The following is a 22,692-nucleotide window of genomic DNA, read 5'->3' as shown; positions in this document are numbered from 1 at the left end:
GACACATGAGCGACGACGACAGGACGCGGATTTCGCCGAACCTCGCAAATACCGGCGTCGGCACGCAGCTCAGCGGCATTTACGAGCTTGACGAGCGCATCGCATCCGGCGGCATGGGCGAAGTCTATCGCGGCCACAATATCCAGACCGGCGACCATGTCGCGATCAAGATCGTGCTGCCCGAGTTCGCGCGCGACCAAACCATCCTGTCGCTGTTCCGCAAGGAAGCCTCGATCCTCAACCATTTGTCGCATGACGCGGTGGTGCGATACCACGTCTTCACCATCGATCCGGGCATCGGCCGCCCCTACCTGGCGATGGAGTTCGTCGACGGCCAGTCGCTGTTCGATGTCATGCGGCGCGGCCCGATGGCGCCGCCGGACGTGCGTCGGCTTTGCCATCGCCTCGCCTCGGGCCTGAGCGCCGTCCATCAGGCCGGCGCGGTCCACCGCGACCTTTCGCCCGACAACATTATCCTGCCGGGCGGCCGGGTCGAGCGCGCCAAGATCATCGACTTCGGCATCGCGCGCTCGGCGAATGTCGGCGGCGAGACGCTGATCGGCGGCAAATTCGCCGGCAAATACAATTACGTCTCGCCCGAACAGCTCGGCCTTTATGGCGGCGAGGTCAGCGAGCAATCCGATATCTACAGCCTCGGCCTGGTGCTGGCCGCCGCGCTGCGCGGGAAGCCGCTCGACATGAGCGGCTCGCAATATGAGGTCATCGAGAAGCGCCGCACCGTGCCGGACTTGTCGGACATCGATCCCGATTTCCGCGAACTCATCGAAGCGATGTTGCAGCCGGATCCTCAAGACCGGCCCGCCAGCATGGCCGAGATCGCCAGGGCAACGCGTGACGACGATCTCGACGCGACCTTGCCGCCGCCCGGATCGTTTGCTCCGCGGGAACGATCCGGCTTGCCGCGCGCCGGCTGGACGGCCTTGCCAAACACCAGTCCCCCGGCTTCTGCTGTTCCCGACGAACCGCGTTTCGTTCCGCATGTGCGGCCTGCGCACCTGTCGCAACCGAGGCCGGCGCCGGCGGCGGCTCCGGCCAGTGCGTCAAGCCGACCTGCGGAGCGAAAGCCCTCGCGGATCCCGGCCATAACGGGCGGCGTCGCGGTTCTGGCAGTCCTGGCGGCGGCCGGCGTCTATTTCAGCGGCGCGTTGGTCACTCCGCCCGCCGTTGAAAAGCCTGGGCCTCTTACGCCGAAGCCGGCGGCAAAACCCGTCGCGGAAGCGCCCCAGCCGGTAGCGGAGGCACCGACGCCTCAGCCAGAAGCACCGCAACCTCGGCCGCAAGCGCCGGCCGAACCGCAGCCGGAAGAACCGAAGGCGGACAGCTCAGCCACCGTTGAGCCGGCAAAGCCTGCCGCTCCGGCTCTGCCGCAACCGCAAGACACGACACAACCCGTCCAGAAGCAGGCCGAGACTGAGCAGAAGCCGACACAGCCTGCCCTATCGGCTGCGCCGCAACCGCAGGACAAGACCGCCCAGAAACAGGCGCAAGTAGAGACCGGACAGAAATCCGAGCCGACACCGCCTGCCCCTTCAGAGAGCTTGGCCAAAAACAACCAGGCGAAAGCCTCGCAGCCGGCGGAGGCCGAACCGGCTCAGCCGTCGGTCGAGAACTTGCCGGCACCCCTGCCGAAAGCAGCGGAAAACCAAAAGCCGTCGAGCCCGACGGCGGAAGCTGCTGCGGCGCCGGAAGCAAAACCGCCGGCGACGAAACCGAGCGCATCCGACCTCGTCGACGCTCTGTCCAAATTGTCGAAGTCGAAGACGCCGGCGCCGCAAGTTACGGAAAACCAAAATCAGGCGCCGGCTTCGACTGCGCGCCAGCCGGCAGCGCCCGAAGCGGCTACTCAGCCGGCAAGGCCGAAAGTCTCGACCACACAACCGGCACCACTGCCGCAGCCACCGCCGGCCAACAAGCCATCTCAAAATACCGACGTCGCAATCAATCTGCCAAAGCCCCAGGTTCCGCCGCCGGCAAACAAACCCGACGCGTTGGCTCAGCGCGCCTCTTGGGTGCGCGACTTCAGCGGCGGCAATTGCTTCTACGCGACCCTGACATCGGCAACGGGCACATCCGCGGCGATCGAGGGATTCGGAACGGCCGTGCAGCCTTTCGAGCAACTGCTCGGCGCGTTCCAGTCCAGGTTCAACGTCGAGCCGGACATCAGCGTGCGCCTGATTACCCCATCACAATGCGGCGTACCCACCTTCCTGCACCTTCTCGACCGAAGCGAAGCTGAACGACCGCAGCTCGTGCTCGACCGGACATCGGTGCCCGACGGATCACCGATCAGCGGCACGCTGGTGACGCGCGGGGGGCTCATCTCCAGCGTGTTGCTGATCAACCACAATGGCACCGCCTTCAACCTCGACAGCCGCATGGTCGCGCAGCCGGACAGGGCGACCTTCAAGATCGCCATCGATCTCGCCGCTGACGACAAGGCGGCCGGCAAGACTTTGCCTCAGGTCATCCTGGTGATCACCGGGCCACGGGACGTCCAGGCCGCGATGTTCGCGGGCCCGACCCCCGCCTCGGAAGTGCTGCCCCGGATCCTTAAGGAGATCCAGGCGGACGATTCCGGATTTTCGGCCACCGCCAAGTATTTCCGGCTTGGCGGATAGCGCGGACGCCGATGGTTCTCTGCCGCCTGCTCTCTTCCACCCTGTCCCAGTCACGCAAGGAGCGCGGACCGATCCGGCCTGTTGCTGATCGCATCGGCCGCATGAAGCTTGCTGCGCTTGCCGGCACGGCGTTGCTCTCCGTGCTATCCGTCAACAAGGCACATGCCGAATTCACCGTCTGCAACCAGACGCTCGACGTCGTCAACCTCGCCGTCGGACAGAAGGTCGACGATGCCGACCAGACCGACGGTTGGTGGACGATCGGCGCCAACCAGTGCGTCAACGTCATCCGCGAGGAGCTGACCAACCGCTACATCTACATCTACGCCACGGACGTCTTCGGCCATGCGATCCTCACCGGATCGATCGAGATGTGCATCGACCGGCGCCGCTTCTCGATCCGCGGCATCGACGAATGCTGGCAGCGCGGCCATATCGCGGCGCGGTTCGTCGAGGTCGACACGCAGGAGCAGGTGCGCTGGACCTATTTCCTGAGCGGGAACGGTCCGTGACGCACAGCATCGACACGAGCTTCAAACTGAAGAAGCAGGCGCGCTTGGCCGAGCGCCGCCGCAAGCTGTGGCGCTGGATTCTTTCCGGCGTTGCGGCACTCGTCCTCGTCTCGGCAGCCACGGGTTTCTACCTCACACGCGATTACTGGTCCTTCGGCGACGAGGACGAGGAACTGCATCCGGTCGAGGGGATGAAAGACGTGCCGCCCGACGCTTCGGTCTATGTGCCGGCCATCATCGACCTCGCCGGCGATCCGATGTGGATCACGCTGGCGCCCGATGCCGACACGGCCAAGGGCAAGACCGTCGCGCGCCCGGCCGAGCTCGACAGTTCCGGCGCCTCGCCGCAGATCGAAATCCTGTCCGATGTAATGTTGAGCGCCAGCGAAAAATTCATGACGACGATCCCCTCGACGCAGGAGGATTTCGCCTTCTTCCAGGCGCAGCGGCAGACCGTGCCGAAATCTCCTGCAACGGCGCCGCAGGATCGGCAAGCCGCCCCCCTCGCTCCGGGCGCAGCCGACGACCAGCAAGGCGATCTTGAGAACGACCTTCAGGCCGCACCCGACGAGAGCGAAGCTCCTGCCAGTTCAGCGCCCAAGGCGGATGCCGATGATCCGGAAGCGGGCTGGGGCGAGACCGTCGACCAGGGCGAGGCCGCCCTTCCCGCTTTCAAGAAGACCCAGATCGAGAACAACACGACCGTTGCGACCGTCAGCAGCGAATACCAGCGCTTCGAGGCGACCGAGGACACATTCGTAAAAATCCTCAACGACCGCAGCCTGGACAGCGTCGTCGCCGATGCGCATTTCTCCGGCGACGACGCGAAGCTGGCGGGCGAAGCGCTGAAGACGCTGTTCAACCGTGACGGGCTGGGGGCGGGCTTTGTCGTGGCGATGCGCGGATTCAGGCCGAACCGCGAGACCACCACCATGTCGCTTATGCAGGTCTCGATCTACGCCAGGAATGTCTATGTCGGCACGCTGACGAGCAATGCTGCGGGCGCGTTCGTGTCGGGCGTCGACCCATGGGTGCGGGAGGACCTTTTCAACTATTCAGGCGCATCCGACGAAGGCGGGCCCAAGCGCCAATATCGCCTGCTCGATGCGATATATTCGACGGCCGCCCGCAACAAGGTTCCGACCAGCGTGATCGGAGAGGCCATCATGTATCTGTCGCGAGGACAGGATCTCGACGCCTTCGCCAGCGAGGACCAGCGGCTGGTGCTGATCTACTCGCAGACGCCGCGCGGCCAGGGCGAAATCTCAGGACGGGTCCTCTATGTCGGCGTTCAGGGCACGGAGAAGACGCTCGACTGTTTCGTCTTCCAGCAGAGCGATGGCCAGTATGCGTGCGTGACGGGCAATGACGAGGTTCGCTCGCTCAACGTCACCAACGGCATGGTGACGCCGGTGAGCGGGGTGATGACCTCGACGTTCGGCCCGCGCAAACACCCGATCCTGGGCACCGTTCGCATTCATAAAGGCGTCGACTGGGCCGCTCCGGTCGGCACGCCGATCATAGCCGCCTTCGACGGCGAAATCACCTTCCAGGGCGATGGCGGCAGCTATGGCAATCTGGTGAAGATTGCACATGCCAACGGGCGCGAGACGCGCTACGCGCATATGCAGAAATTCGCCATCGCGAGCGGCGTCGGCACCAAAGTGAAGGCCGGCGACGTCATCGGCTATATCGGCACCACCGGACTTTCGACCGGCCCGCACCTGCATTTCGAGCTCTACCAGAGCGGCCAGGCGATCGATCCGCTGGGTACGGTCACCACGGTCGCCACCTATGCGTCCGGCGGCGCCGGCGGCGGCTACGGCGATGCTGCCGTCGAGACGCTGACCGACCGCATCGTCCATGTCGAAAGCGGCGGCAAAGCGCGAGCCAAGAACCCGCTCTCCTCGGCGACCGGTGCCGGTCAGTTCATCACCAAGACCTGGATCCGGATGATGAACACCTATCGGCCCGATCTCGCCCGCTCGCTGTCGACCGCCGACCTGCTCGCGCTCCGCTACGACGCCACGCTGTCGCGCGAGATGGTGCGCAATCTGGCGCGCGAGGGCGAAGCCTATCTTCGCGCCCGCGGCCACCAGATCACCGCCGGGCGGCTCTATCTCTGCCATTTCCTGGGCATGGAAGGTGCTGCCCAGGTTCTGGCGGCGCCCGGCTCGGCGCAATTGAGCGCAGTGCTCGGCTCCGCCGTGATCCAGGCCAACCCTTTCCTTACCGGAAAGACCACCAGCTACGTCGTCGACTGGGCCGAGCGGAAAATGGGTCAGAAGGTGACCCGCTTGGCGTCGTCCGATCAGAACCAGCAGACGACCACGACCCAGGTCCGACAGACATCGCCGGAGTTCGAGAAATACAAGCAAGCCGTCACGGCCCTGATAAGCTCGATCCAGGCCACCCTTTGAGGCCCTGTCGCGCTACCGTCGGTCGCTGTTCGCAGCGTGAGTGATTCGTGCGGCTTATTCCGTCCTGATCCGCATCTCGACCCGGCGGTTGACCGGATCGTAGGGATCGGCGACGCGCGGGTGCGACTTGCCGAGACCAATAGCTTCGAGCCGGGTGGCCTGTACGCCGTTCGCGGTCAGGAATGCGGCAACCGATTTCGCCCTGCGCTGCGACAGGTCCTGATTGTAGCGATCCGAACCCGAAGCATCGGTGTGGCCTTCGACAACGAAGCTGAACGAACTCAGCCGGTTGTCTTTCAGCGCCTTGGCGAACTCGTCGAGCTCGGTGCGCGCGGTCTGGTCGAGCTGGGCCGAATCCAGCGCGAAATTGATCATCATGTCGAGCCCGGTTTTGGTGGGGGCCGCGGTCTGGTCGTTCTTGCTCTTGCACTCTTCTTCAGTGCCGACGCAAATGCCGCGCGTCGCGCCGAGATTGCCCGCGCCGGTGAAGAACTTCACGATGTCTTCGGATTTCTGAAGCGGATCAGCGGAAACGTGCGTCGAAAAAAGCACGGCCGCCAATGCAACGGCTGAACTGGCCCACCGCATGACCGTTACTCCCTGTTTGAGCGGATTTCGCTGCGGCGGATGATAGCAAATCTCGCGCCGATTGTCTGTGAACAAACACACGCTGCGTGCGCCCGTCATTTGCTAAAGCTAACGCTTGACCAGCGCCTCCGCCGGGGCTTCAGTATCCCTATTCTCCTAATAAGGGCGTGGCAGCCATGGCGAGGGGGCTCCAGTTCAGGACGGCGCGGGATCTCTTCAGCGCTTGCCCCGCCATCGCCCGGGACATGAAAGCGGTCCCGACAGACCAGCCCTCGATCGAGTTTTGCCGGGCGCTGCTCGCCGGGCGCGTGCCGGAGGAAGCAATCACCTTCTGCGCCTATCTGCTGCCCGAGCGGGCCGCGATCTGGTGGGCGCATGAGTGCCTGAGCAACCTTGCCGAGCTCCTCGGCGACAGGGACCTCGAATTGCTGGCGCTCGTCGGCGACTGGGTCGGCCAACCCGGCAATCCCGACCATCGTGAGGCGGTGGCCCAGGCCGTGGAGGTGCCGCCCGCGACGCCGGTTTCCTGGATCGCTTTGGCAGCAGGCTGCCGCGACGGCGACTCGGGCATCGATCAGGCGACAGCCGAATTTCCAACCGCCCATGCCGTCAGCGCGGGGATACTGGCAGGCCTTGCGCGGGTATCGCTCGCGGACCGGTTTGCCGTGCTTTCAGCCTTCGTCGAAATGGGCATCGAGATGGCGGAGATGGAGGCGCAGCAGCAACCGGCCGATGCTTACTAGCCAAGCCTGCTCAAACTAGCCAAGCCTGCTCGAATGTCGGCGATCACGTATAGCCGCCTTGCGCCCCTTGGGGTCAACCTCCCCAGCCGCCGCCACCACCACTATTGCCGCCGCTACCGCCTCCGCCCATCGCTGGAATAACTGGAGGCGGAGCTTCAGTTGTTACCTCCGCCGGTTCGATCGGCTTCTTCGCGGTGACCTTCTTCTGCTGGATCACCTTTGGCGTGGTCGTTGTCCGAACGACTTTTTGCTTCGTCGTCGGCTCCGGTTCGACCTGGGGCGTCACGGCGGTGCACCCCGCGACAGCCAGAACTCCAGTTAGGAATGTTGCTATGATTGCCAGTTTCGATGCCCTGCCCACCATTGCCTCCTTGTTGATCAGAACAAGTCCCGACGCGGATTGGCTTGCTCCCAGACCGCTCTGGCCGTCTTGACCAGTTGAACGTCCAACGAGCCTTCCGCCGAAATCTTTGATTTGAGTTCCCCACGCAGCTGTTTCAGGGCCGCCGTTTTCGCTTTAGCTCCGAACTTCGCCAGCGTGGCCTTGGCATCTGGAATTTCGTTGCGAACATCGAGCGCCGCCGCGAAAGCAAGGTAACGTACGGCGAGAGGCTGGTCCGCCTTGTTGCCCCGCTGCAGTTCCAGAGCCGCGCGATCATATGCGGCCGACTGATCACCGCGGTCGGTCGCTACCTCGAAAAGGCGTTGCGCCTCAGCAAGGTCCTGCTGCACACCGACACCGTCCCTGTACATACGCGCCAAGCTGCCGGGAGCGTAGGGTTGGCCGAGATCCATGGATTTCTGGAAGAGTTCGAGCGCGCTCTTGGGATCCTTCTCAACCCCAGTGCCGGCGAGATAATTTCGGCCGAGCAGGTTCATCGAATACATGTCCTGCCGTTCGACGCCCGCTTTGAGGAAGGCCACGGCGCGAGCCGGATCGGCAGGTACGCCGTTACGACCTTCCGTAAAAATCGCGGCGAGGTCGTTCATGGCATAGGTGTGCCCCATCGCCGCCGCTTTGAGCAGCAGGTCCAGGCCCTTGGTGGCATCACGATCGACGCCATAGCCGTTGAACAAAGCGCGACCCCACGAGGTCATTCCATACGGATCGCCCTTGTCGGACGCTGCGGCATAGAAGGTATTGGCCTGCTTGCGATTGACGGGCATTCCCGTTCCCGTGGCGTTGAGATAGCCAAGCTCGAACACCGCCCGGACATGCCCCATGTCGGCAGCCTCCTGGATCGCCTTCTTGGCCTCGTCGACCTTGCCGGCAACGAGCAGCGCACGCCCGAGCTGGTAGCGGAAGCGGGCGACGTCGGGATAGGCTTTCACCGCTGCCCGGCAGACATCCACGGCGTTGCTGCTGATTTCGTTCGGCAGCAGGCCGGGGACGACGCCCTGCAGGTCGAGAGGCTCGCCGGCCTCCCTGTCACAGGCGTCGACGCTTGGCGACAGTTTCATCGTCGCCGGCTTTGACGGCGTGTTGTCGGCCCTTATTTCGAAGCCGACGCTCAGCGGCTTGACGGCGCCGATCTGGGGTTCGTAGCGCAAGTGGTCGACTTCATCGGCCATCAGGCTTGAATCCGGAGACAAGGTCCGGTCCGGCAGCGACAGCGTTCCCGTTGCCGGATAGCTTGCAAGCTTCACGCTGACGGCGGGATCCTTGGTCGGGAAAACGAGCTTCAGCGGCACCGGGCCGACACCGACCGGGACGCTTACGTCACGGTTCTCGATCGCCTCGGCGGCGCCGGTGATGTGAATGCCGCGCTCCAGCACCTGCTGCTCCTGCTCGGCCTCGAGCGAAGCCATGAGCTGCTGCCCTTCGGCGGCGTTCCCGTTCTTGACCCGAAACACCAGGATACCTTGGGATTGACCGCCCCAATTGTCATGCGTGGCATAGGCCAGCATGTCGACCTCTTCCTGCGCGCCGGATCCTTTCGGCACGTCCAGCTTAAGGCGCGGCAGATCCTTGCCCGCAATCGGCTGTCCGATAGCGACAGGCTTGCCGTCCAGCGTCAGGCGTCCAAGCGCCGGCGGCCTTTCGATGCTGACGGTGACCGCGCCGCCGTCGACATCGACCGGCTCCGGAAGGTCAAGCGCCACCGGTCCGACGCCCGACGGCACGACCTTTTCCAGGACCGGCGGCAGCGCCGGTCGACTGGCGCGGCGCATCAGCACCACCTCGTCGATCAGCGACGAATTCTCCCAAGGAACCTGCTTGCCATCGGTGGCTTTGACCACGTCGCGGCGAACCGCCGCCATCACCGTGCGGATCTCCTGGTTGGGCGCCAGCGCCCGGCGCGAGAAGGCGGACGAGAACGGGCTGAGATCATCCGCTCCGTCATAGGCGACGGCTCCCGGCTCGGTGGCGAAGGCAATCAGCGTGTTCAGCGAGCTCTTCACCTGCGCAAGTCCGGTGCCGCCCGCGGCAATCAGCTGGTCGCGCAACCAATAGTCCTTGCGCGGGAACGGATTGTTGCGGCAGGCATCGAGGATGATCACCTGGATTTTCGATTTCGCCCGCAGCTGCTCCAGCACGTCGTCGAGCTTGATCGCCTGGACCTCGATGTCGGCCGCGGCCTTGAGCGAGGCATCGACCGGGATGAGGAAATTCTCGCCGCCGATCTGAAAACCGTGGCCCGAAAAGTAGACGACGGCGAGATCGGCACCGTCCGCCGCGGCGAGATAGTTGCGGAACTGCTCCTCGAACCGAAGCTTGGTGAGATCCTTGGCGACGAACACGTCGAAGCCGGCCAGGCGGAATGTGTTCGACACATCCTCGGCATCCTTGTCCGGGTTCTTGAGAGCCGGGATGTCGCGGTATTCGGAATTGCCGATCACAAAGGCGACCCTGCGCTCCGCATGAGCTTCGAAGGCCGTGAAGCTCACGAGAACCAGGGCTGCAAGGAACGCGCAGCATCGCAGCATGGCAAATCCTTAACTGCTATGACCTGTCGGCCACAGGAACGCAGCTTGCGGCGCCGAGGTCTGTTAAAGAGTTCACAATCTGCCGGGACCAGAGCAGACCGCATGCATAACGACAGCGGGCATGCGTCTCATCCAACCAAGTACTAAATTACTCCAGAGACCTATTCACCGCAATGACAAGACGCGTTGGATCGCCGGATTGCGTCGCGGCCATCCAACTTCCCGTTCAGGGCTGCCGGGCGTTTGCGCTGCCTATGCCAGCCGCGCGGCGTGCCACTTCAAATGATCGTCCATGAAGGTCGAGATGAAATTGTAGGAATGATCGTAGCCCTCCTGCATGCGCAGCGTCAGCGCGATGCCTGCCTTTTTGCACGCCTCTTCGAGCAGCCAGGGACGAAGACCATCCTGGAGGAAGCCGTCGGCGCTGCCCTGGTCGACGAGCAGTTCGCCGTAACGATGGCCGTCCTCGATGAGCAGCGTGGCGTCACAGGCGCGCCAGCTCTTTTCGTCTGATCCCAGATATTTTTCCAGCGCCGGCCGCGACCAGCCCGCCGTCGTCGGCTGCACGATCGGCGCGAAGGCCGAGCAGCTCCGGAAGCGCTCAGGGTTCTTTAGCGCGATGGTCAGCGCGCCGTGCCCGCCCATCGAATGGCCGAAGATCGACTGGCGCGACACGTCGACCGGGAAATTGGCGGCGACGAGCGCCGGCAATTCCTCAGTGACGTAGGAGTACATGCGATAGTTCTTCGCGTAGGGCGCTTGCGTGGCATCGACATAGAAGCCGGCGCCGCAACCGAACTGCCAATTGTCCTTCTCATCGGGAACGTCCGGACCGCGCGGGCTGGTGTCGGGGCAGACGACGACGAGTCCAAGCTCGGCCGCCAGGCGCCGGTATTCGCCCTTGTCCATGACATTGGCATGGGTGCAGGTGAGCCCCGAGAGATACCACAAAACCGGCAAAGGCCCGTCCTTCGCCTGGGGTGGCACGAAGACGGCAAAGGTCATGTCGCAAGCGCAGACTTCCGACGCGTGCGAATAGACGCCCTGGATGCCGCCGTGCGATTTGGACGTGGAAAGGACGTTCATCGGTTCTGCCTTCTCGCCGGGAATGTCCGGCCCGACATAGCTGCCGGACCCGGCGCCCGCAACCTTGCACCTCGCCAAAACGGCGCAGATGCGCGATCGAACGGCGGAAGGGCGGACATTTCGAGCCGCTCTCGTTATGCGTCGCCTCCCAGGCGAGCGTTCGCGTGTTCTAGGGTCGGCAAGAGAACATCCGGGCCGGATCGCAAAAAGAAGTCTTTTCTGTCCTTTGCTTCGCCGAAACCGAAGCGGGGCGCTCGCTGGCAAGCGGGCAGGGAAAATTCGACGGGTTGTGAACGGAAGCTGTCCGCCGGTGCAATGCGGGTGGGGGTGCTCGCATTGCACCGGCGGCTCGGCAATCAGCGGATTGATGAGCAGATCGCGGTGCGCTGCCGCTCGCCGCATCGTCAAGCGATAAGCTGGTCGATCCTGATCGGCAGATCGCGGATGCGCTTGCCCGTCGCGTGGTAGACCGCGCTGGCAACGGCGGCGGCGGTGCCGACATTGCCGAGTTCGCCCAAGCCTTTGACGCCGGCCGGATTGACGGCGTGGTCTACCTCCGGGACCAGGATCACCTGCAGGTCCCTGATGTCGGCGTTGACCGGCACGAGGTAATCCTGCAGGTCGCGGTTGACGTAGCGGGCATAGCGCCTGTCGACCTCGGTCGCTTCATGCAGCGCCTGGCCGATGCCCCAGATCATGCCGCCCATCAGCTGGCTGCGCGCGGTGCGCGTGTTCATGATGCGGCCGGCCGCGAAAGCGCCGACGATGCGCGGCACACGGATTTCCCGAGTATAGCTGTTGATGCGAACTTCGACGAACTCCGCGCCGAAGGCGTATTTCACCGAGTCCTCGTCCTGATCGCCGCCATGGAATTCCGACTGACCGGCATAGAGTTTCTTCACTGCCTCAGGCGTCGCGCCTTTCGGGGCAAACTCGGCATATTCCTCGATCGCGCCAATTTGCATCGCCTTGAAGACGTCCCCGATCTTCGCGGACGCTCCGCCCCTGGCCGCAAGCTTGCCGCCGTCAAGGTCCAGTTCCTCGTTATGTGAGCCGGCAAGCGGGCCGCCTTCGGCCGTGGCTCCGGCGGAGAGCTTCGCCCGGATGGCATCGCAAGCCTTCAGAACCGCCGAGCAGACGCTTGCGGTGGAAATCGAACCACCTGAGACCGGGGCCGGAGGCAGGCTGCTGTCGCCCATTTCGACGGTCACCTTGTCGATCGAAACGCCAAGACGTTCCGAGGCCATCTGGGCGGCCACTGTCCGGACGCCGGTGCCGATCTCATGCGAGCCGCATTGCACCCGCACATCGCCATCCGACGTCAGGCGCACGCGCGCCGCGCATGGTGCCACCGCGGTGGGGTAGATGGCGGTGGCGCAGCCCATGCCGATCAGCCAGTCGCCGTCGCGCATCGCGCCGACCTTGGGGTCCCGCTTCGCCCAGCCGAAGGCATTGGCCGCCTGTTCATAGCATTGGATCAGCGAGCGGCTGGAGAAGGGCTTCTTGCCGATCGGTTCCGCCTTCGGCTCATTGATGCGGCGGAACTCGACCGGGTCCATGCCAAGCGCCACCGCCATCTCGTCCATCGCGTTTTCCAGCGCGTAGACGTAAGGCGTCTCGGGCGGCGAACGCATGTAGCCCGGCGTGTTGCGATCTGCCTGGACCAGCGACACATGCGTCAACACCGAGCCGTAGTCGTACATGCGGCCGGTCGCCGAGGTGCCGCCGACAACATAGGGATCAGGGCGCGATGTCACCTCCCATCCTTCGTGCGCGAAAGCGGTGATGCGGCCGTCCTCGCCGGCGCCGATCCGGATGCGGTGGCGGGTTTCGGCCCGGTAAGTCTGTGTGCCGAAAGCCTGCATGCGGCTCGTTACGCAGCGCACGGGACGCCCGAGACGTTTTGCGGCTACTGCGACGATGGCGGTGCGCGGCGTCATCGGTCCTTTTGAGCCGAAGGCGCCGCCGATGAAGGGACTGACGATGCGCACATTGGCCGGATCGATTTTCAATTCTCTCGCAAGTTCGGCCTTCCAGCCGGTGACGTTCTGGGACGGCTCGTGGACGATGAGCTGATCGCCCTGCCAAAATGCCGTCGTGGAGAACAGCTCGATCGGGTTGTGGTGCTGGGTGGGCGTTGAATACCGAGCGTCGATCCTGACCGCGGCGGCTGCATAGGCGGCGTCGAAATCGCCTGCTTTCACATCCTCCTTGAACAGCGGACTCTTGCCGGCGGCGGGAATGGTTTTGGTGCCGGGACTATCGAAACTCGCGGACGGCTTCTCTTCCTCGTAATCGGCGCGGATCAACTGGGCCGCCTCCTCCGCCGCCTCGAATGTCTCGGCAACGGCCAAGGCGATGATCTGGCCGTCGTGGAAAATCGTCCTGTCATGCAGCGGTCCGATCGAGGTCGCGCCGGCGTTGCCGAATTTCGGCTTCTCGACCTTGTCCATGTCGCCATAAGTGACGATGTCGAGAAGGCCGGGCACGGCACGGGCATCGTCCAGGTGAAGCTTCGTCACCCTGCCCTTGGCGATGCTGCTGGTGGCCAGCGCGCCATAGGCTAGGTTTGCCGTCGGCAGGTCTGCCGGATAGTGGGCTTGCCCGGTGACTTTCAGCCGCGCATCGACGCGCGGCAGCGGTTCGCCCATGTTCTCCTTGGGCTTCGGAGCGGCTGGGTCCATGGTCACACCTTCATGTCTCGCGTTTCGAGCAGCGCGCGCACCAGCGTCCGCTTGCCGAGCTCGATCTTGAACGCATTGTGCTGGCGCGGTTCGGCACCGGCAAAGGCAGCGTCCGCCGCCGCACCTGCCGATGCCTCGTCGAGCTTCTTGCCCTGCAGGGCCGCTTCGGCCTCGCCGGCGCGCCACGGCACCGTCGCCAGCCCGCCGAGCGCAATCCTTGCCTCGCGGACGCTGTCGCCGTCGAGGTCGAGCGCAACGGCCGCCGAGGCCAGCGCAAAGGCATAAGACTCGCGGTCGCGGATCTTCAGGTAGCGCGAGCGCCGGGCCCACGGTAAGGCAGGCACCTCGATGGCGGTGATGATCTCGTCCGCCGCCAGATCCGTCTCGATATGCGGCGTGTCGCGGGGCAGCCGATGCAGCCTAGCAAAGGGAATTTCGCGCGCTCCGCGAGACCCCTCGGCTCGAATAACGGCATCGAGCGCAATCAGAGCCTGGGCAAAGTCGCCGTGATAGGTGGCAATGCAGGCATCGCTGGCGCCCAGCACCGCGTGCTGGCGGTTGAAGCCTTCCATCGCCGCGCAGCCCGAACCCGGCACCCGCTTGTTGCAGGCCCAGGAGGGCTCGCGGAAATATTCGCAGCGCGTTCGCTGCAGCACGTTGCCGGCCAGGCTCGCCATGTTGCGGATCTGGCCGCTTGCCGCCAGCCGCAAACTATCGGCAATGACGGGATAGCGGCGTTTGACTTCGCCATGGTCGGCAGCCTCGCCCATCCGCACCAGGGCGCCGAAGCGCACGCCGTCGTCGGTAACCCTGATCTGCCTCAGCCCTGGCTCTTCGAGCCGGTTGAGGTCCAGCAGCCGGTTGGGCGCCGCCACCCCAAGTTTCATATAGTCTGCAAGATTGGTGCCGCCTGCGATGAACTGCGCGTTCGCCCGTGTCGGCTGGTCGTCCTCGGTGGTAAAGCGGGATGCGATGGCGACCGCGGCGGAGACATCTGTCGGCCGTTCATAGATGAAGGGGCGCATCGTCAGGTTCCTCTCGCCTGATCGCGCGCCTGGACGACCGCGGCGACGATGTTCGGGTAGGCCGCACAGCGGCAGATATTGCCGCTCATATATTCGCGGATGTCGTCCTCGGAGTTGGCGTGGCCTTCGTTGACGCAGCCGATGGCCGACATGATCTGACCCGGCGTGCAGTAGCCGCACTGGAACGCGTCGTGGTCGATGAAGGCCTGCTGCATCGGATGCAGCTTGCCGTCGCTCGAGGCAAGCCCTTCGACGGTCGTCACCTCCTTGCCGTCGTTCATCACGGCGAAGCTCAAGCAGGAGAGCACGCGCTTTCCGTCCACCAGAACGGTGCAGGCGCCGCACTGCCCATGGTCGCAACCTTTTTTCGTGCCGGTAAGGCCGACATGGTCCCGCAGGGCGTCAAGCAGGCTGGTCCTGGCATCCAGCGAAAGCTCGTAAGGCTGCTTGTTGATGCGCAAGGACACCGCGACCTTTTCCCTCAAGCCGGAACGGGTCGCGGCCGGTTTTTCCGCTCTCGTTGGGGAGCTGAGCAAGGGCGCCGCCGCGGCGGCTGAGACAGTAGCTGTCATGAAGCTTCGCCGGCTGAGGCCGGTCGCGCTTGGCGCAAAAATTCGGGACATGGCTCGCTCCCAGGCTGGCTGTCATCGGGGCTGGCTATGGGGCGCTAACCTCTCAACGGGGGCATTGTTCCGAATTTTGCAGGCGAAGGCCCGGAAGCTCACGCGACTGTGACAGCATCGACGGAAGTCGGAGGCAGAGCACGCCGGGACAGCAGAGGAACGTTCCGCGCAAGGGGGGTTGACTGCCACGCGGCGGTGCGCACCGGCGCTGCGCAAGCTCGCACAACCGATCGAAAGTCACACCGGTAGATACCAATTCTCCAGTTGTCGAACCGTAGCTGAGCAATAAGGCTAACAGGCCCTGCCCAACGACAGGAGGGGTGGTTTCGAGCAGGGCATGGGAGCGGGGCTCTGGTTCAATGCTGCGGTCCTTGCGCCACCAGATGGAAGCTGTATCGGTCGCGCACGAACTCGTTGAAGAACCGGCCCTTGGACCGAGCAGCCTTGAATGCCGCGTGGGTCTCTGGCTCAACCTGCTCATAGTCATAGCGGTCGCCGCTCGGGACAAACCATACCGAAAGGATCTTCGTCGCCGGGTCGTAATAGATGTTCCGGATGGCGGTGGAAGGCATGACGAGCGCCCCGTTGGCCAATGCGTAATTCCCGGAGCTGTCAATGGGTTCCGTCGCACCGGCTGCCGACGGATCAGGGCCTTGCGAGACCTGCCGAATTGCCTATCTGAGGTTTATGCCGTCAACGAAATCGAGCGCCACGGCGCAAGTCCGCCAAGGAGATCTTTTCGGTGTCCCGAACAGCCTGCCGGAAGGATTCCGCTACCGGCCGGAGCTGATCACGCGCAACGAAGAAAGCGCGTTGGTGCGCTGCATCGAAGGCCTGCCGTTCAAGCCCTTCGACTTCCACGGCCATCTAGCCAACAGGCAGGTTGTCGGCTTCGGGCTGCGTTACGACTACGACCGCCGCGAGGTCGTGGAAGCACCGGCCATACCCGACTTCCTGCTGCCGCTTCGCGACAAGGTCGCCGACTTCGCCGGTCGGCCCGCGTCGGAGTTCTCGCAGGTGCTGATCAACGAATACCGGCCTGGCGCGGGCATCGGCTGGCATCGCGACAAGCCCCATTTCGAGCTCGTCGCAGGCGTCTCCCTGCTGGCATCCTGCAGTTTCCGGCTGCGCCGCAGGAACGGCGCGACATGGGACCGGCAGACGATCGAGGTCGAGCCGAGATCCGCCTATCTCATGGCCGGTCCGGCGCGCAACGAATGGGAGCACAGCATTCCGCCGCTCGCAGAACACCGCTACTCGGTCACATTTCGGACCTTGCGACCCAAGCTGTAAGTCCGACGTTCTGCCAGGCCGATATTCCAAGTCGCCCAATCAGGGGTCGAGCCATGGCGTGGTGTCCTCCACAGCCGTGCCGGCCTTTGCCGGATCGGACGGACGGCGCGCGACGAAGCCGCCGAAACCAGCTTGCGCCTGCAGCTTTTCGCCCGCGATCAGCGGCTCACCACGCAGCAGCACGGTGATCGGCTTGCCCGTCACCGCCTTGCCTTCGTAAGGCGAAAAGTCGACGCGCGAGTGCAGCATTTCGTGGCCGATGGTCCACTTGCGTGCCGGGTCCCAGAGCGCGAGATCAGCGTCCAGGCCGGGGGCGATGCGACCCTTGCGGTGGTCGAGACCGTAGATCGCGGCGGCATTGCGCGAGGTCAGATCCAGATATCGCTGCAGCGAAAGGCGCCCCGTCAGCAGCCCTTCGGAAAACAGCAGCGGCAGCCTGGTTTCCAGGCCCGGAATACCGCTCAATGTCGTGGTGAAACCTGGCTGCGGCGCCTTGCCGATCTTGTCGGCGAAATAATAGGGCGAATGATCGGACGACCAGAGGTCGATGCCGCCGTCCGCCAGCAGCCGCCAGAGATGCTCGCGGGTATGCGGCGTGCGCGGCGGCGGCGAAAAGACGAAGCGGGCGGCGTCCCTGCCTGGGCGGGCGAGGTCCGCGGCACCGAGGAAGATGTATTGCGGGCAGGTTTCGGCCGCGACGTCGACGCCGCGCTGACGCGCCCGCGCGACTTCCTCGGCGGACTGCCGCGACGACACATGGACGATGGTCATGCGGGTGCCGGTCATCTCCGCCAGCGCCAGAGCCCGATGGGTCGCCTCGCGCTCCATGATCTCGCTGTGCGCCACGGCGTGATAGCGCATCTCGGTGCGGCCAAGCTCGATCAGCCGCTGCCGCGTGCGCCGTATGGCGGCATCGTTCTCGGCATGAACCATGACGATCCAGCCGAGCTTCCTCGCCGTATCGAGCACGGTGAAGAACAGGTCGTCGTCGACCGCGAAGCCCTGGTAGGTCATGAAAAGCTTGACCGAAGCAATGCCTTGCCCGGCCAATTGGCTAAGTTGTGCCTCGACGTTGGCGCCGGTCCCCATCGTCACCACCGCATGGAGGCCGTAGTCGATGATGGAACGGCCGGCCGCGCAGCCCATCGCCCGTTCGAGCGCATCCACCGTGGTCATATTTGGACCCGGCATGCCGAAGGGCACGATGCAGGTCGTGCCGCCGAATGCGGCCGAGATGGAGCCCGATTCAAAATCGTCGGCGTTACCGGCCCCGCCCCAAACAGGCTGGTCGAGATGGCAGTGGGCATCGATGCCGCCAGGCATCACCCACAGGCCCGCGGCGTCAATGGTTTGCCCACCTTGCAGGCCTGAATCGATCGCCGCAATGCGGCCGTCATCGATGCCGACGTCGCAATCCCGCCAACCGTCATCCAAAGCGACCCTACCGCCTTTTACGACCAGCTGATGCGAGCGCCGCGCCATTCGTGCCGCTCACGCCGCTGTGCTGTTGCGGGTCACCGGGCAGGCAAGCACCGGTCAGGCCCTCAGCCGCTTGCCATCGGGATCGAAGGGCGGCCTCTCGAGCAACACGGCATTGTGCGGCCGGCCGAGGATCGCGACGGTGACGGCATCGCCGGATTTCACCGAGCCCGCCTTCACATAGCCGAGCGCCAGCGACATGCCGACATGATAGCCGTAGGCGCCAGACGTGACCTGGCCGACCGGCGTGCCATCGGGAAGGAAGATCGGCTCGCCGCCCGTGGCGTCGGCATCCTTCGCCTCGATCGAGATCATGATCAGCTCGTCGCGGGCCGGCTTCGATGCCAGCGCGGCGTAGGCGTCGCGGTTGAGGAAGTCGCCCTTATCCATCTTGATCAGGCGGTCGAACTTGACCTCCTGCGGCCAGTATTCGGGCGAGTATTCGCGGCCCCAGCTGCCATAGCCCTTCTCCACCCTTAGCGACATCAGCGCGCGCGAGCCGACCGGCCCGCCGCCTTCCTGACGCGCCGCGTCGAGCAGGGCGTTGTAAAGAGCGGTCTGGTCCTTCTCCTCGCAATAGAGCTCCCAGCCGAGATCGCCGGTGAAGGAGACGCGCAGCGCAATGACATCGAGGCCGGCAACGGTGATGCGGCGCGAGGCCATGAAGGGGAACGACGCCGTCGTCAAATCGTCATTGGTCAAGCGCTGCAGCACCGCGCGCGACTTCGGCCCGGCGACGTTGAAGCCGCACATGTCCTCGGTGAGCGAGCGGAACGTCGTGCCCTCCGGCAAGGGCAGCATCTTGAAGAAACGCTGATGATAGCGCTCGGCCATGCCGGAGCCGAAGACGCGATACTCGTCCTCCGCCAGCTTGGTGACGGTAAAGTCGCCGGCGATGCCGCCGCGCATGCCGATCAGCGGCGTCAGGCAGGATCGTGCGACCCGCGAGGGAATCTTGTTGGCGAAAAGCGCGTTCAGCCAGGCCTCGGCGCCCGGCCCCTTCACCTCGTATTTGGCGAAGTTGGAGATGTCGATGATGCCGACATGGTCGCGCAGCATGCGCGCCTCGCGGCCGACAGGGTGCCACCAGTTCTGCCTGGTGAAGCCGATCGTCTCCTCGCGCGGCTCGCCGTCGATCGAGAACCACAGCGGATGCTCCCAACCGAAGTTCAGGCCGAACACCGCGCCGTTTTCTTTCTGCATGGAATAGGCCGGCCGTATGCGCACAGGCCGGCCCGCAGCGCGCTCCTCGTTCGGGAAATGGATCTTGAAGCGATGGCTGTACTGGTCCTGCACGCGCGCCTTGACGAATGCCTTGCCCGCCCAGTGGCCGAAGCGGGCGAGATCCCAGCCGAACATGTCGAGCGTCGGCTCGCCCTCGATCATCCACTCGGCCGCTAGGCGCCCGAGGCCGCCGGATTGCGAAAAGCCCGGAATGATGCCGGCGCAGCAGAAATAGTTGCGCAGCTCCGGAACCGGGCCGAACAGCGCGGCGCTGTCCGGCGACCAGATCATCGGTCCGTTGATCACCCTCTTGACGCCGGCAGCGCCGACCGCCGGCACGCGGGCGATGGCGCGCATCATGTTCTCCTCGATGCGTTCCAGATCGTCCGGGAACAGCTCGTGGCCGAAATCCTGGGGCGTGCCGTCCTCGGCCCAGAATTTCATCGCCCGCTCATAGGCGCCGATCAACAGGCCGAGGCCCTCCTGGCGCAGGTAATATTCGCCATCGCGGTCGGCGACCGAAGGCAGACGCCGGCCCATCGAGGCGATCTCTGGGATGGTCTCGGTGACGAAATACTGGTGCTCGGTCGGTATGAGGGGCAGCGCCAACCCGGCCATCGCGCCGACCTCACGCGCCCACAGTCCGGCGGCGTTCACCACCCATTGCGTGCGGACGTCGCCCTTGGTGGTGCGCACGATCCAGCTACCGTCCGGCTGCTGCTCCGTTCCGGTCACCGCGGTGAAGCGGTGGATTTCGGCGCCACGCTGGCGCGCGCCGACCGCGTAGGCGGCCGTCACGCCCGAAGGATCGACATTGCCGCCTTCGGGTTCGTACATGATGCAGCGTATGCCGTCGAAGTCGACGAGCGGGTGCAGCCGCTCGGCCTCCGCCCGGTCGACCTCGTAGAAGTTCATCTTGTAGCGGCGCGCCTTGGCTTCCTGCAGCCGGAGCTGATGTTCACGCGCCTCGGTCTGGGCGAGATAAAGCGATCCCGGCTGGAAAATGCCGCAGCCCTGACCGGTCTCCTTCTCGAGCTCCTTGTAGAGCGCCATGGTGTAATGCTGCAGGCGGCTGATATTGGTCGAGTCGTGCAAGCCGTGAATGTTGGCCGCGGCATGCCAGGTCGAGCCTGAGGTGAGCTCGTCGCGCTCGAACAGCACGACATCGCTCCAGCCGTGCTTGGTCAGATGATAGAGGATCGAGCATCCGATCAGGCCGCCGCCGATCACAACAGCCTGGGCATGAGTCCGCATTTACGTGTTCCTTGTGGCTGTGTGCCGGAGCCGGACGGCCGGGCGACGGGCCGGATAACAACAGGGGTTCGTGCTGGCTCTTGTGCCGACAACATGACCCCACTTTTTCGAACGCCGGCAATGTAGAAAGCTCGGGAAACGACTGTAAAGCCTGCTATTGGGGCTGGCTGCTGCTTTTCGGGGCAGTTAAGAGCAAAAAAAACGAGGTCATAGCCACATCAATCTTCGTTTGTAGGCATAGAGGCCGGGTGTAGCTTTTGGCGGGGAATTGAGCAGCCGCGACTAGCGGCGCCACCAATGGGAGCCACCCGCCATGGACCTGCATTCCGAGCGCGGAGACAGACCGGTCAGACCGGCATGCCTCTCGTCGTCCATGCGTCTTGACGGTCCGGCGGCGCGGTCGCGCCGCGGCCTTCAAAACCGGTTCCGCACCAGTCGAAAAGACAGCGCCGAAGCGCCCTGTCCGGCACGCGCATCGCGACAACTCGGAGGTTAAGACCTTGGACAAGACATCGCATCCCTATATTCCGACACTGCTCGATCAGCTTAACGAGGGCGAGATCAGCCGCAGGGACTTCTTGCGCAAGTCGACGCTGCTCGGGCTTTCGGCCGGCGCGGCCTATGCCACCGCCGGCATCATCGACCCGGCGACGCAAGCGCGTGCCGGCGACCTGCCGAAAGGCGGCAATTTGCGCATCGGCATGCGCTGCATGGAGATCAAGGATCCGCATCTGGCCGACTTCGCCGAAAAATCCAACGTCATCCGCCAGGTCTGCGAATATTTGACCTTTACCGACCGCAACAACATCACTCACCCCTATCTCTTGGAGAAGTGGGACGTCAGCGATGACCTGAAGACCTGGACGCTGCACATCCGCAAGGATGTGAAATGGCGTGACGGCAGGGCGCTTAATGCCGACGACGTGGTCTGGAACCTGAAGCGTGTCAGCGATCCCAAAGTCGGCTCCTCGGTGCTCGGCCTGTTCACCGGCTATCTCGTCGAGGAGTACGATACCGGCGAGAAGGACGACAAGGGCAATCCGAAGAAGTCGAGCCGGCTCTGGTCCGACAAGGCGATCGAGAAGGTCGACGACAGCACGGTGCGGCTGAACCTGTTCTCGCCGCAGATCGCGGTCGCCGAACATCTCTTCCATTATCCGATGTTCATCCTCGATCCGAAGGACAATGGCGCCTTCGGCCCGAGCGCCAACGGCACCGGTCCCTTCGAGATGGTCGAATACACGGTCGGCAAGGGCGCGAAGTACAAGGCGCGGGCCGATTATTGGGGCGGTGCCGCGCATCTCGACACGTTCGAATTCGTCGATCTCGGCGACAATCCCGGCGCCGGCATCGCCGCGATGGCGTCCAAGCAGGTCGATGGCCTGTCGGAAGCCGACGCGGTGCAGATCAATTCGATGAAGGCCTTCCCGCATGTCTCGGTCCACAAGGTCGAGACGACGCAGACCATCGTCATGCGCATGCATCCCGATGTCGAGCAGTTCAAGGACAAGCGCGTGCGCCAGGCCATGCGCCATGCGCTCGACCGCGACAAGATCATCCAGACCGTCCTGCTCGGCGCCGGCACGCCGGCCGAGGACCACCATGTGGCGCCGTCGCACCCCGAATATGCCGCGCTGCCCAAATGGCCGCGCGACGTCGAGAAGGCGAAGAAGCTGATGGCCGACGCCGGCCATGCCGACGGTTTCGAATTGGATTTGGTGACGCGGCCCGACCCGATCTGGGAGCTCAACACGACACAGGCGATGGCCGAACAGCTGAAGGACATCGGCATCAAGGCCAACATCAAGTCGCTGCCGAGCGCGCAGTACTGGGAAGTGTGGACCAGCGCGCCCTTCAGCCTGACCGCCTGGGGCCACCGCCCGCTCGCCATCATGACGCTCGGCCTCGCCTACCGCTCCAATGCCGCCTGGAATGAATCGCATTTCTCGAACGCCGAATTCGACAAGCTGCTCACCCAGGCCGAGGGCATTCTCGACCCGAAGGAGCGCAGCAAGGTGATGGAGAAGATCGAGCTGATCATGCAGGACGAGGGCCCGATCGTGCAGCCGTTCTGGCGCATCTTCTCGACCGTCATGGACAAGAAGGTGCAGGGCTTCGAACTGCATCCATCACAGTACATCTTCGCCAAGGATTATGCGGTCGCCTCCGCCTAGACCACGCTGCGCCCGGCCGG

Annotated in this window: 16 protein-coding genes; 6 read left to right on the top strand and 10 right to left on the bottom strand. The window is 64.3% G+C overall.

Going from position 1 to position 22,692, the window contains the following annotated elements; all coding sequences use genetic code 11:
* Positions 1-5 precede the first annotated feature (5 nt).
* The 3 genes from A9K66_RS20635 to A9K66_RS20625 are packed head-to-tail and all read left to right on the top strand — an operon-like array spanning position 6 to position 5,571.
* The gene (locus tag A9K66_RS20635; protein ID WP_067327564.1) at positions 6-2,639 is read left to right on the top strand and encodes a serine/threonine-protein kinase; all 2,634 of its coding nucleotides are present in this window, start codon (positions 6-8) and stop codon (positions 2,637-2,639) included.
* Between the two features lie 11 nt (positions 2,640-2,650).
* Positions 2,651-3,151, top strand: a complete 501-nt coding sequence (locus A9K66_RS20630; RefSeq protein ID WP_245307622.1) for a DUF1036 domain-containing protein — start codon at positions 2,651-2,653, stop codon at positions 3,149-3,151.
* The gene (locus tag A9K66_RS20625) at positions 3,148-5,571 is read left to right on the top strand and encodes a M23 family metallopeptidase (protein WP_067327561.1); all 2,424 of its coding nucleotides are present in this window, start codon (positions 3,148-3,150) and stop codon (positions 5,569-5,571) included. Before A9K66_RS20630 ends, A9K66_RS20625 begins: the two co-directional genes overlap by 4 nt.
* A gap of 54 nt (positions 5,572-5,625) precedes the next feature.
* Here A9K66_RS20625 and A9K66_RS20620 read toward each other — a convergent pair whose 3' ends face one another.
* A complete protein-coding gene (locus tag A9K66_RS20620; protein ID WP_067327557.1) occupies positions 5,626-6,159 on the bottom strand; it encodes an OmpA family protein in 534 nt (177 codons plus the stop codon).
* Between the two features lie 176 nt (positions 6,160-6,335).
* Between A9K66_RS20620 and A9K66_RS20615 the strand changes: the two genes are divergently transcribed.
* Positions 6,336-6,902, top strand: coding sequence for a hypothetical protein (locus A9K66_RS20615; protein WP_082953995.1), 567 nt, complete (start codon positions 6,336-6,338; stop codon positions 6,900-6,902).
* 73 nt (positions 6,903-6,975) lie between these two features.
* Here A9K66_RS20615 and A9K66_RS29725 read toward each other — a convergent pair whose 3' ends face one another.
* The 7 genes from A9K66_RS29725 to A9K66_RS20585 form a co-directional block, all read right to left on the bottom strand.
* Positions 6,976-7,188 carry a hypothetical protein gene (locus A9K66_RS29725; protein WP_245307621.1) on the bottom strand — a complete coding sequence of 71 codons (213 nt, stop codon included), beginning with the start codon at positions 7,186-7,188 and terminating at the stop codon, positions 6,976-6,978.
* 92 nt (positions 7,189-7,280) lie between these two features.
* Complete coding sequence (locus tag A9K66_RS20610) at positions 7,281-9,830, bottom strand: caspase family protein (protein WP_067327551.1); 2,550 nt, start codon at positions 9,828-9,830, stop codon at positions 7,281-7,283.
* A 252-nt stretch (positions 9,831-10,082) separates the two neighbouring features.
* Positions 10,083-10,916, bottom strand: coding sequence for an S-formylglutathione hydrolase (gene fghA / locus A9K66_RS20605; protein WP_067328005.1), 834 nt, complete (start codon positions 10,914-10,916; stop codon positions 10,083-10,085).
* Positions 10,917-11,320: 404 nt separating this feature from the next.
* Complete coding sequence (locus tag A9K66_RS20600; protein WP_067327547.1) at positions 11,321-13,600, bottom strand: xanthine dehydrogenase family protein molybdopterin-binding subunit; 2,280 nt, start codon at positions 13,598-13,600, stop codon at positions 11,321-11,323.
* Between the two features lie 2 nt (positions 13,601-13,602).
* Positions 13,603-14,625: a xanthine dehydrogenase family protein subunit M gene (locus A9K66_RS20595; RefSeq protein WP_067327544.1), complete on the bottom strand. Its 1,023-nt coding sequence runs from the start codon at positions 14,623-14,625 to the stop codon at positions 13,603-13,605.
* 2 nt (positions 14,626-14,627) lie between these two features.
* Positions 14,628-15,197, bottom strand: a complete 570-nt coding sequence (locus A9K66_RS20590; protein WP_164746726.1) for a (2Fe-2S)-binding protein — start codon at positions 15,195-15,197, stop codon at positions 14,628-14,630.
* A gap of 407 nt (positions 15,198-15,604) precedes the next feature.
* A complete protein-coding gene (locus A9K66_RS20585; RefSeq protein WP_336619663.1) occupies positions 15,605-15,841 on the bottom strand; it encodes a KTSC domain-containing protein in 237 nt (78 codons plus the stop codon).
* A 94-nt stretch (positions 15,842-15,935) separates the two neighbouring features.
* Here A9K66_RS20585 and A9K66_RS20580 point away from each other — a divergent pair, with 94 nt between their 5' ends.
* Positions 15,936-16,541 carry an alpha-ketoglutarate-dependent dioxygenase AlkB gene (locus A9K66_RS20580; protein WP_067327538.1) on the top strand — a complete coding sequence of 202 codons (606 nt, stop codon included), beginning with the start codon at positions 15,936-15,938 and terminating at the stop codon, positions 16,539-16,541.
* A 39-nt stretch (positions 16,542-16,580) separates the two neighbouring features.
* On the opposite strand, the gene hydA is transcribed toward A9K66_RS20580, so the two are convergent.
* Complete coding sequence (hydA, locus tag A9K66_RS20575) at positions 16,581-18,023, bottom strand: dihydropyrimidinase (protein WP_067327535.1); 1,443 nt, start codon at positions 18,021-18,023, stop codon at positions 16,581-16,583.
* 54 nt (positions 18,024-18,077) lie between these two features.
* The gene (locus A9K66_RS20570; RefSeq protein WP_067327532.1) at positions 18,078-20,498 is read right to left on the bottom strand and encodes an FAD-dependent oxidoreductase; all 2,421 of its coding nucleotides are present in this window, start codon (positions 20,496-20,498) and stop codon (positions 18,078-18,080) included.
* 500 nt (positions 20,499-20,998) lie between these two features.
* Between A9K66_RS20570 and A9K66_RS20565 the strand changes: the two genes are divergently transcribed.
* On the top strand, positions 20,999-22,672 hold the full coding sequence (locus A9K66_RS20565; protein ID WP_067328003.1) for an ABC transporter substrate-binding protein: 1,674 nt from the start codon (positions 20,999-21,001) through the stop codon (positions 22,670-22,672).
* Positions 22,673-22,692: the final 20 nt, after the last annotated feature.

It is taken from the genome of Mesorhizobium sp. AA23, from assembly GCF_001672435.1.
In the GTDB taxonomy this organism is placed as follows: Bacteria; Pseudomonadota; Alphaproteobacteria; order Rhizobiales; family Rhizobiaceae; genus Mesorhizobium.
The sequence above is the reverse complement of the archived record's forward strand: the minus strand, read 5'-3'. Positions and strand labels throughout refer to the sequence as shown.

Coding starts and splice junctions, on each gene's coding strand:
- A9K66_RS20570 (WP_067327532.1), bottom strand. CDS start 20,498: ATGCGGACTCATGCCCAGGCTGTTGTGATCGGCGGCGGCCTGATCGGA.
- hydA (WP_067327535.1), bottom strand. CDS start 18,023: ATGGCGCGGCGCTCGCATCAGCTGGTCGTAAAAGGCGGTAGGGTCGCT.
- A9K66_RS20615 (WP_082953995.1), top strand. CDS start 6,336: ATGGCGAGGGGGCTCCAGTTCAGGACGGCGCGGGATCTCTTCAGCGCT.
- A9K66_RS20590 (WP_164746726.1), bottom strand. CDS start 15,197: ATGACAGCTACTGTCTCAGCCGCCGCGGCGGCGCCCTTGCTCAGCTCC.
- A9K66_RS20630 (WP_245307622.1), top strand. CDS start 2,651: ATGGTTCTCTGCCGCCTGCTCTCTTCCACCCTGTCCCAGTCACGCAAG.
- A9K66_RS20580 (WP_067327538.1), top strand. CDS start 15,936: ATGCCGTCAACGAAATCGAGCGCCACGGCGCAAGTCCGCCAAGGAGAT.
- A9K66_RS20595 (WP_067327544.1), bottom strand. CDS start 14,625: ATGCGCCCCTTCATCTATGAACGGCCGACAGATGTCTCCGCCGCGGTC.
- fghA (WP_067328005.1), bottom strand. CDS start 10,916: ATGAACGTCCTTTCCACGTCCAAATCGCACGGCGGCATCCAGGGCGTC.
- A9K66_RS20610 (WP_067327551.1), bottom strand. CDS start 9,830: ATGCTGCGATGCTGCGCGTTCCTTGCAGCCCTGGTTCTCGTGAGCTTC.
- A9K66_RS20635 (WP_067327564.1), top strand. CDS start 6: ATGAGCGACGACGACAGGACGCGGATTTCGCCGAACCTCGCAAATACC.
- A9K66_RS20620 (WP_067327557.1), bottom strand. CDS start 6,159: ATGCGGTGGGCCAGTTCAGCCGTTGCATTGGCGGCCGTGCTTTTTTCG.
- A9K66_RS20600 (WP_067327547.1), bottom strand. CDS start 13,600: ATGGACCCAGCCGCTCCGAAGCCCAAGGAGAACATGGGCGAACCGCTG.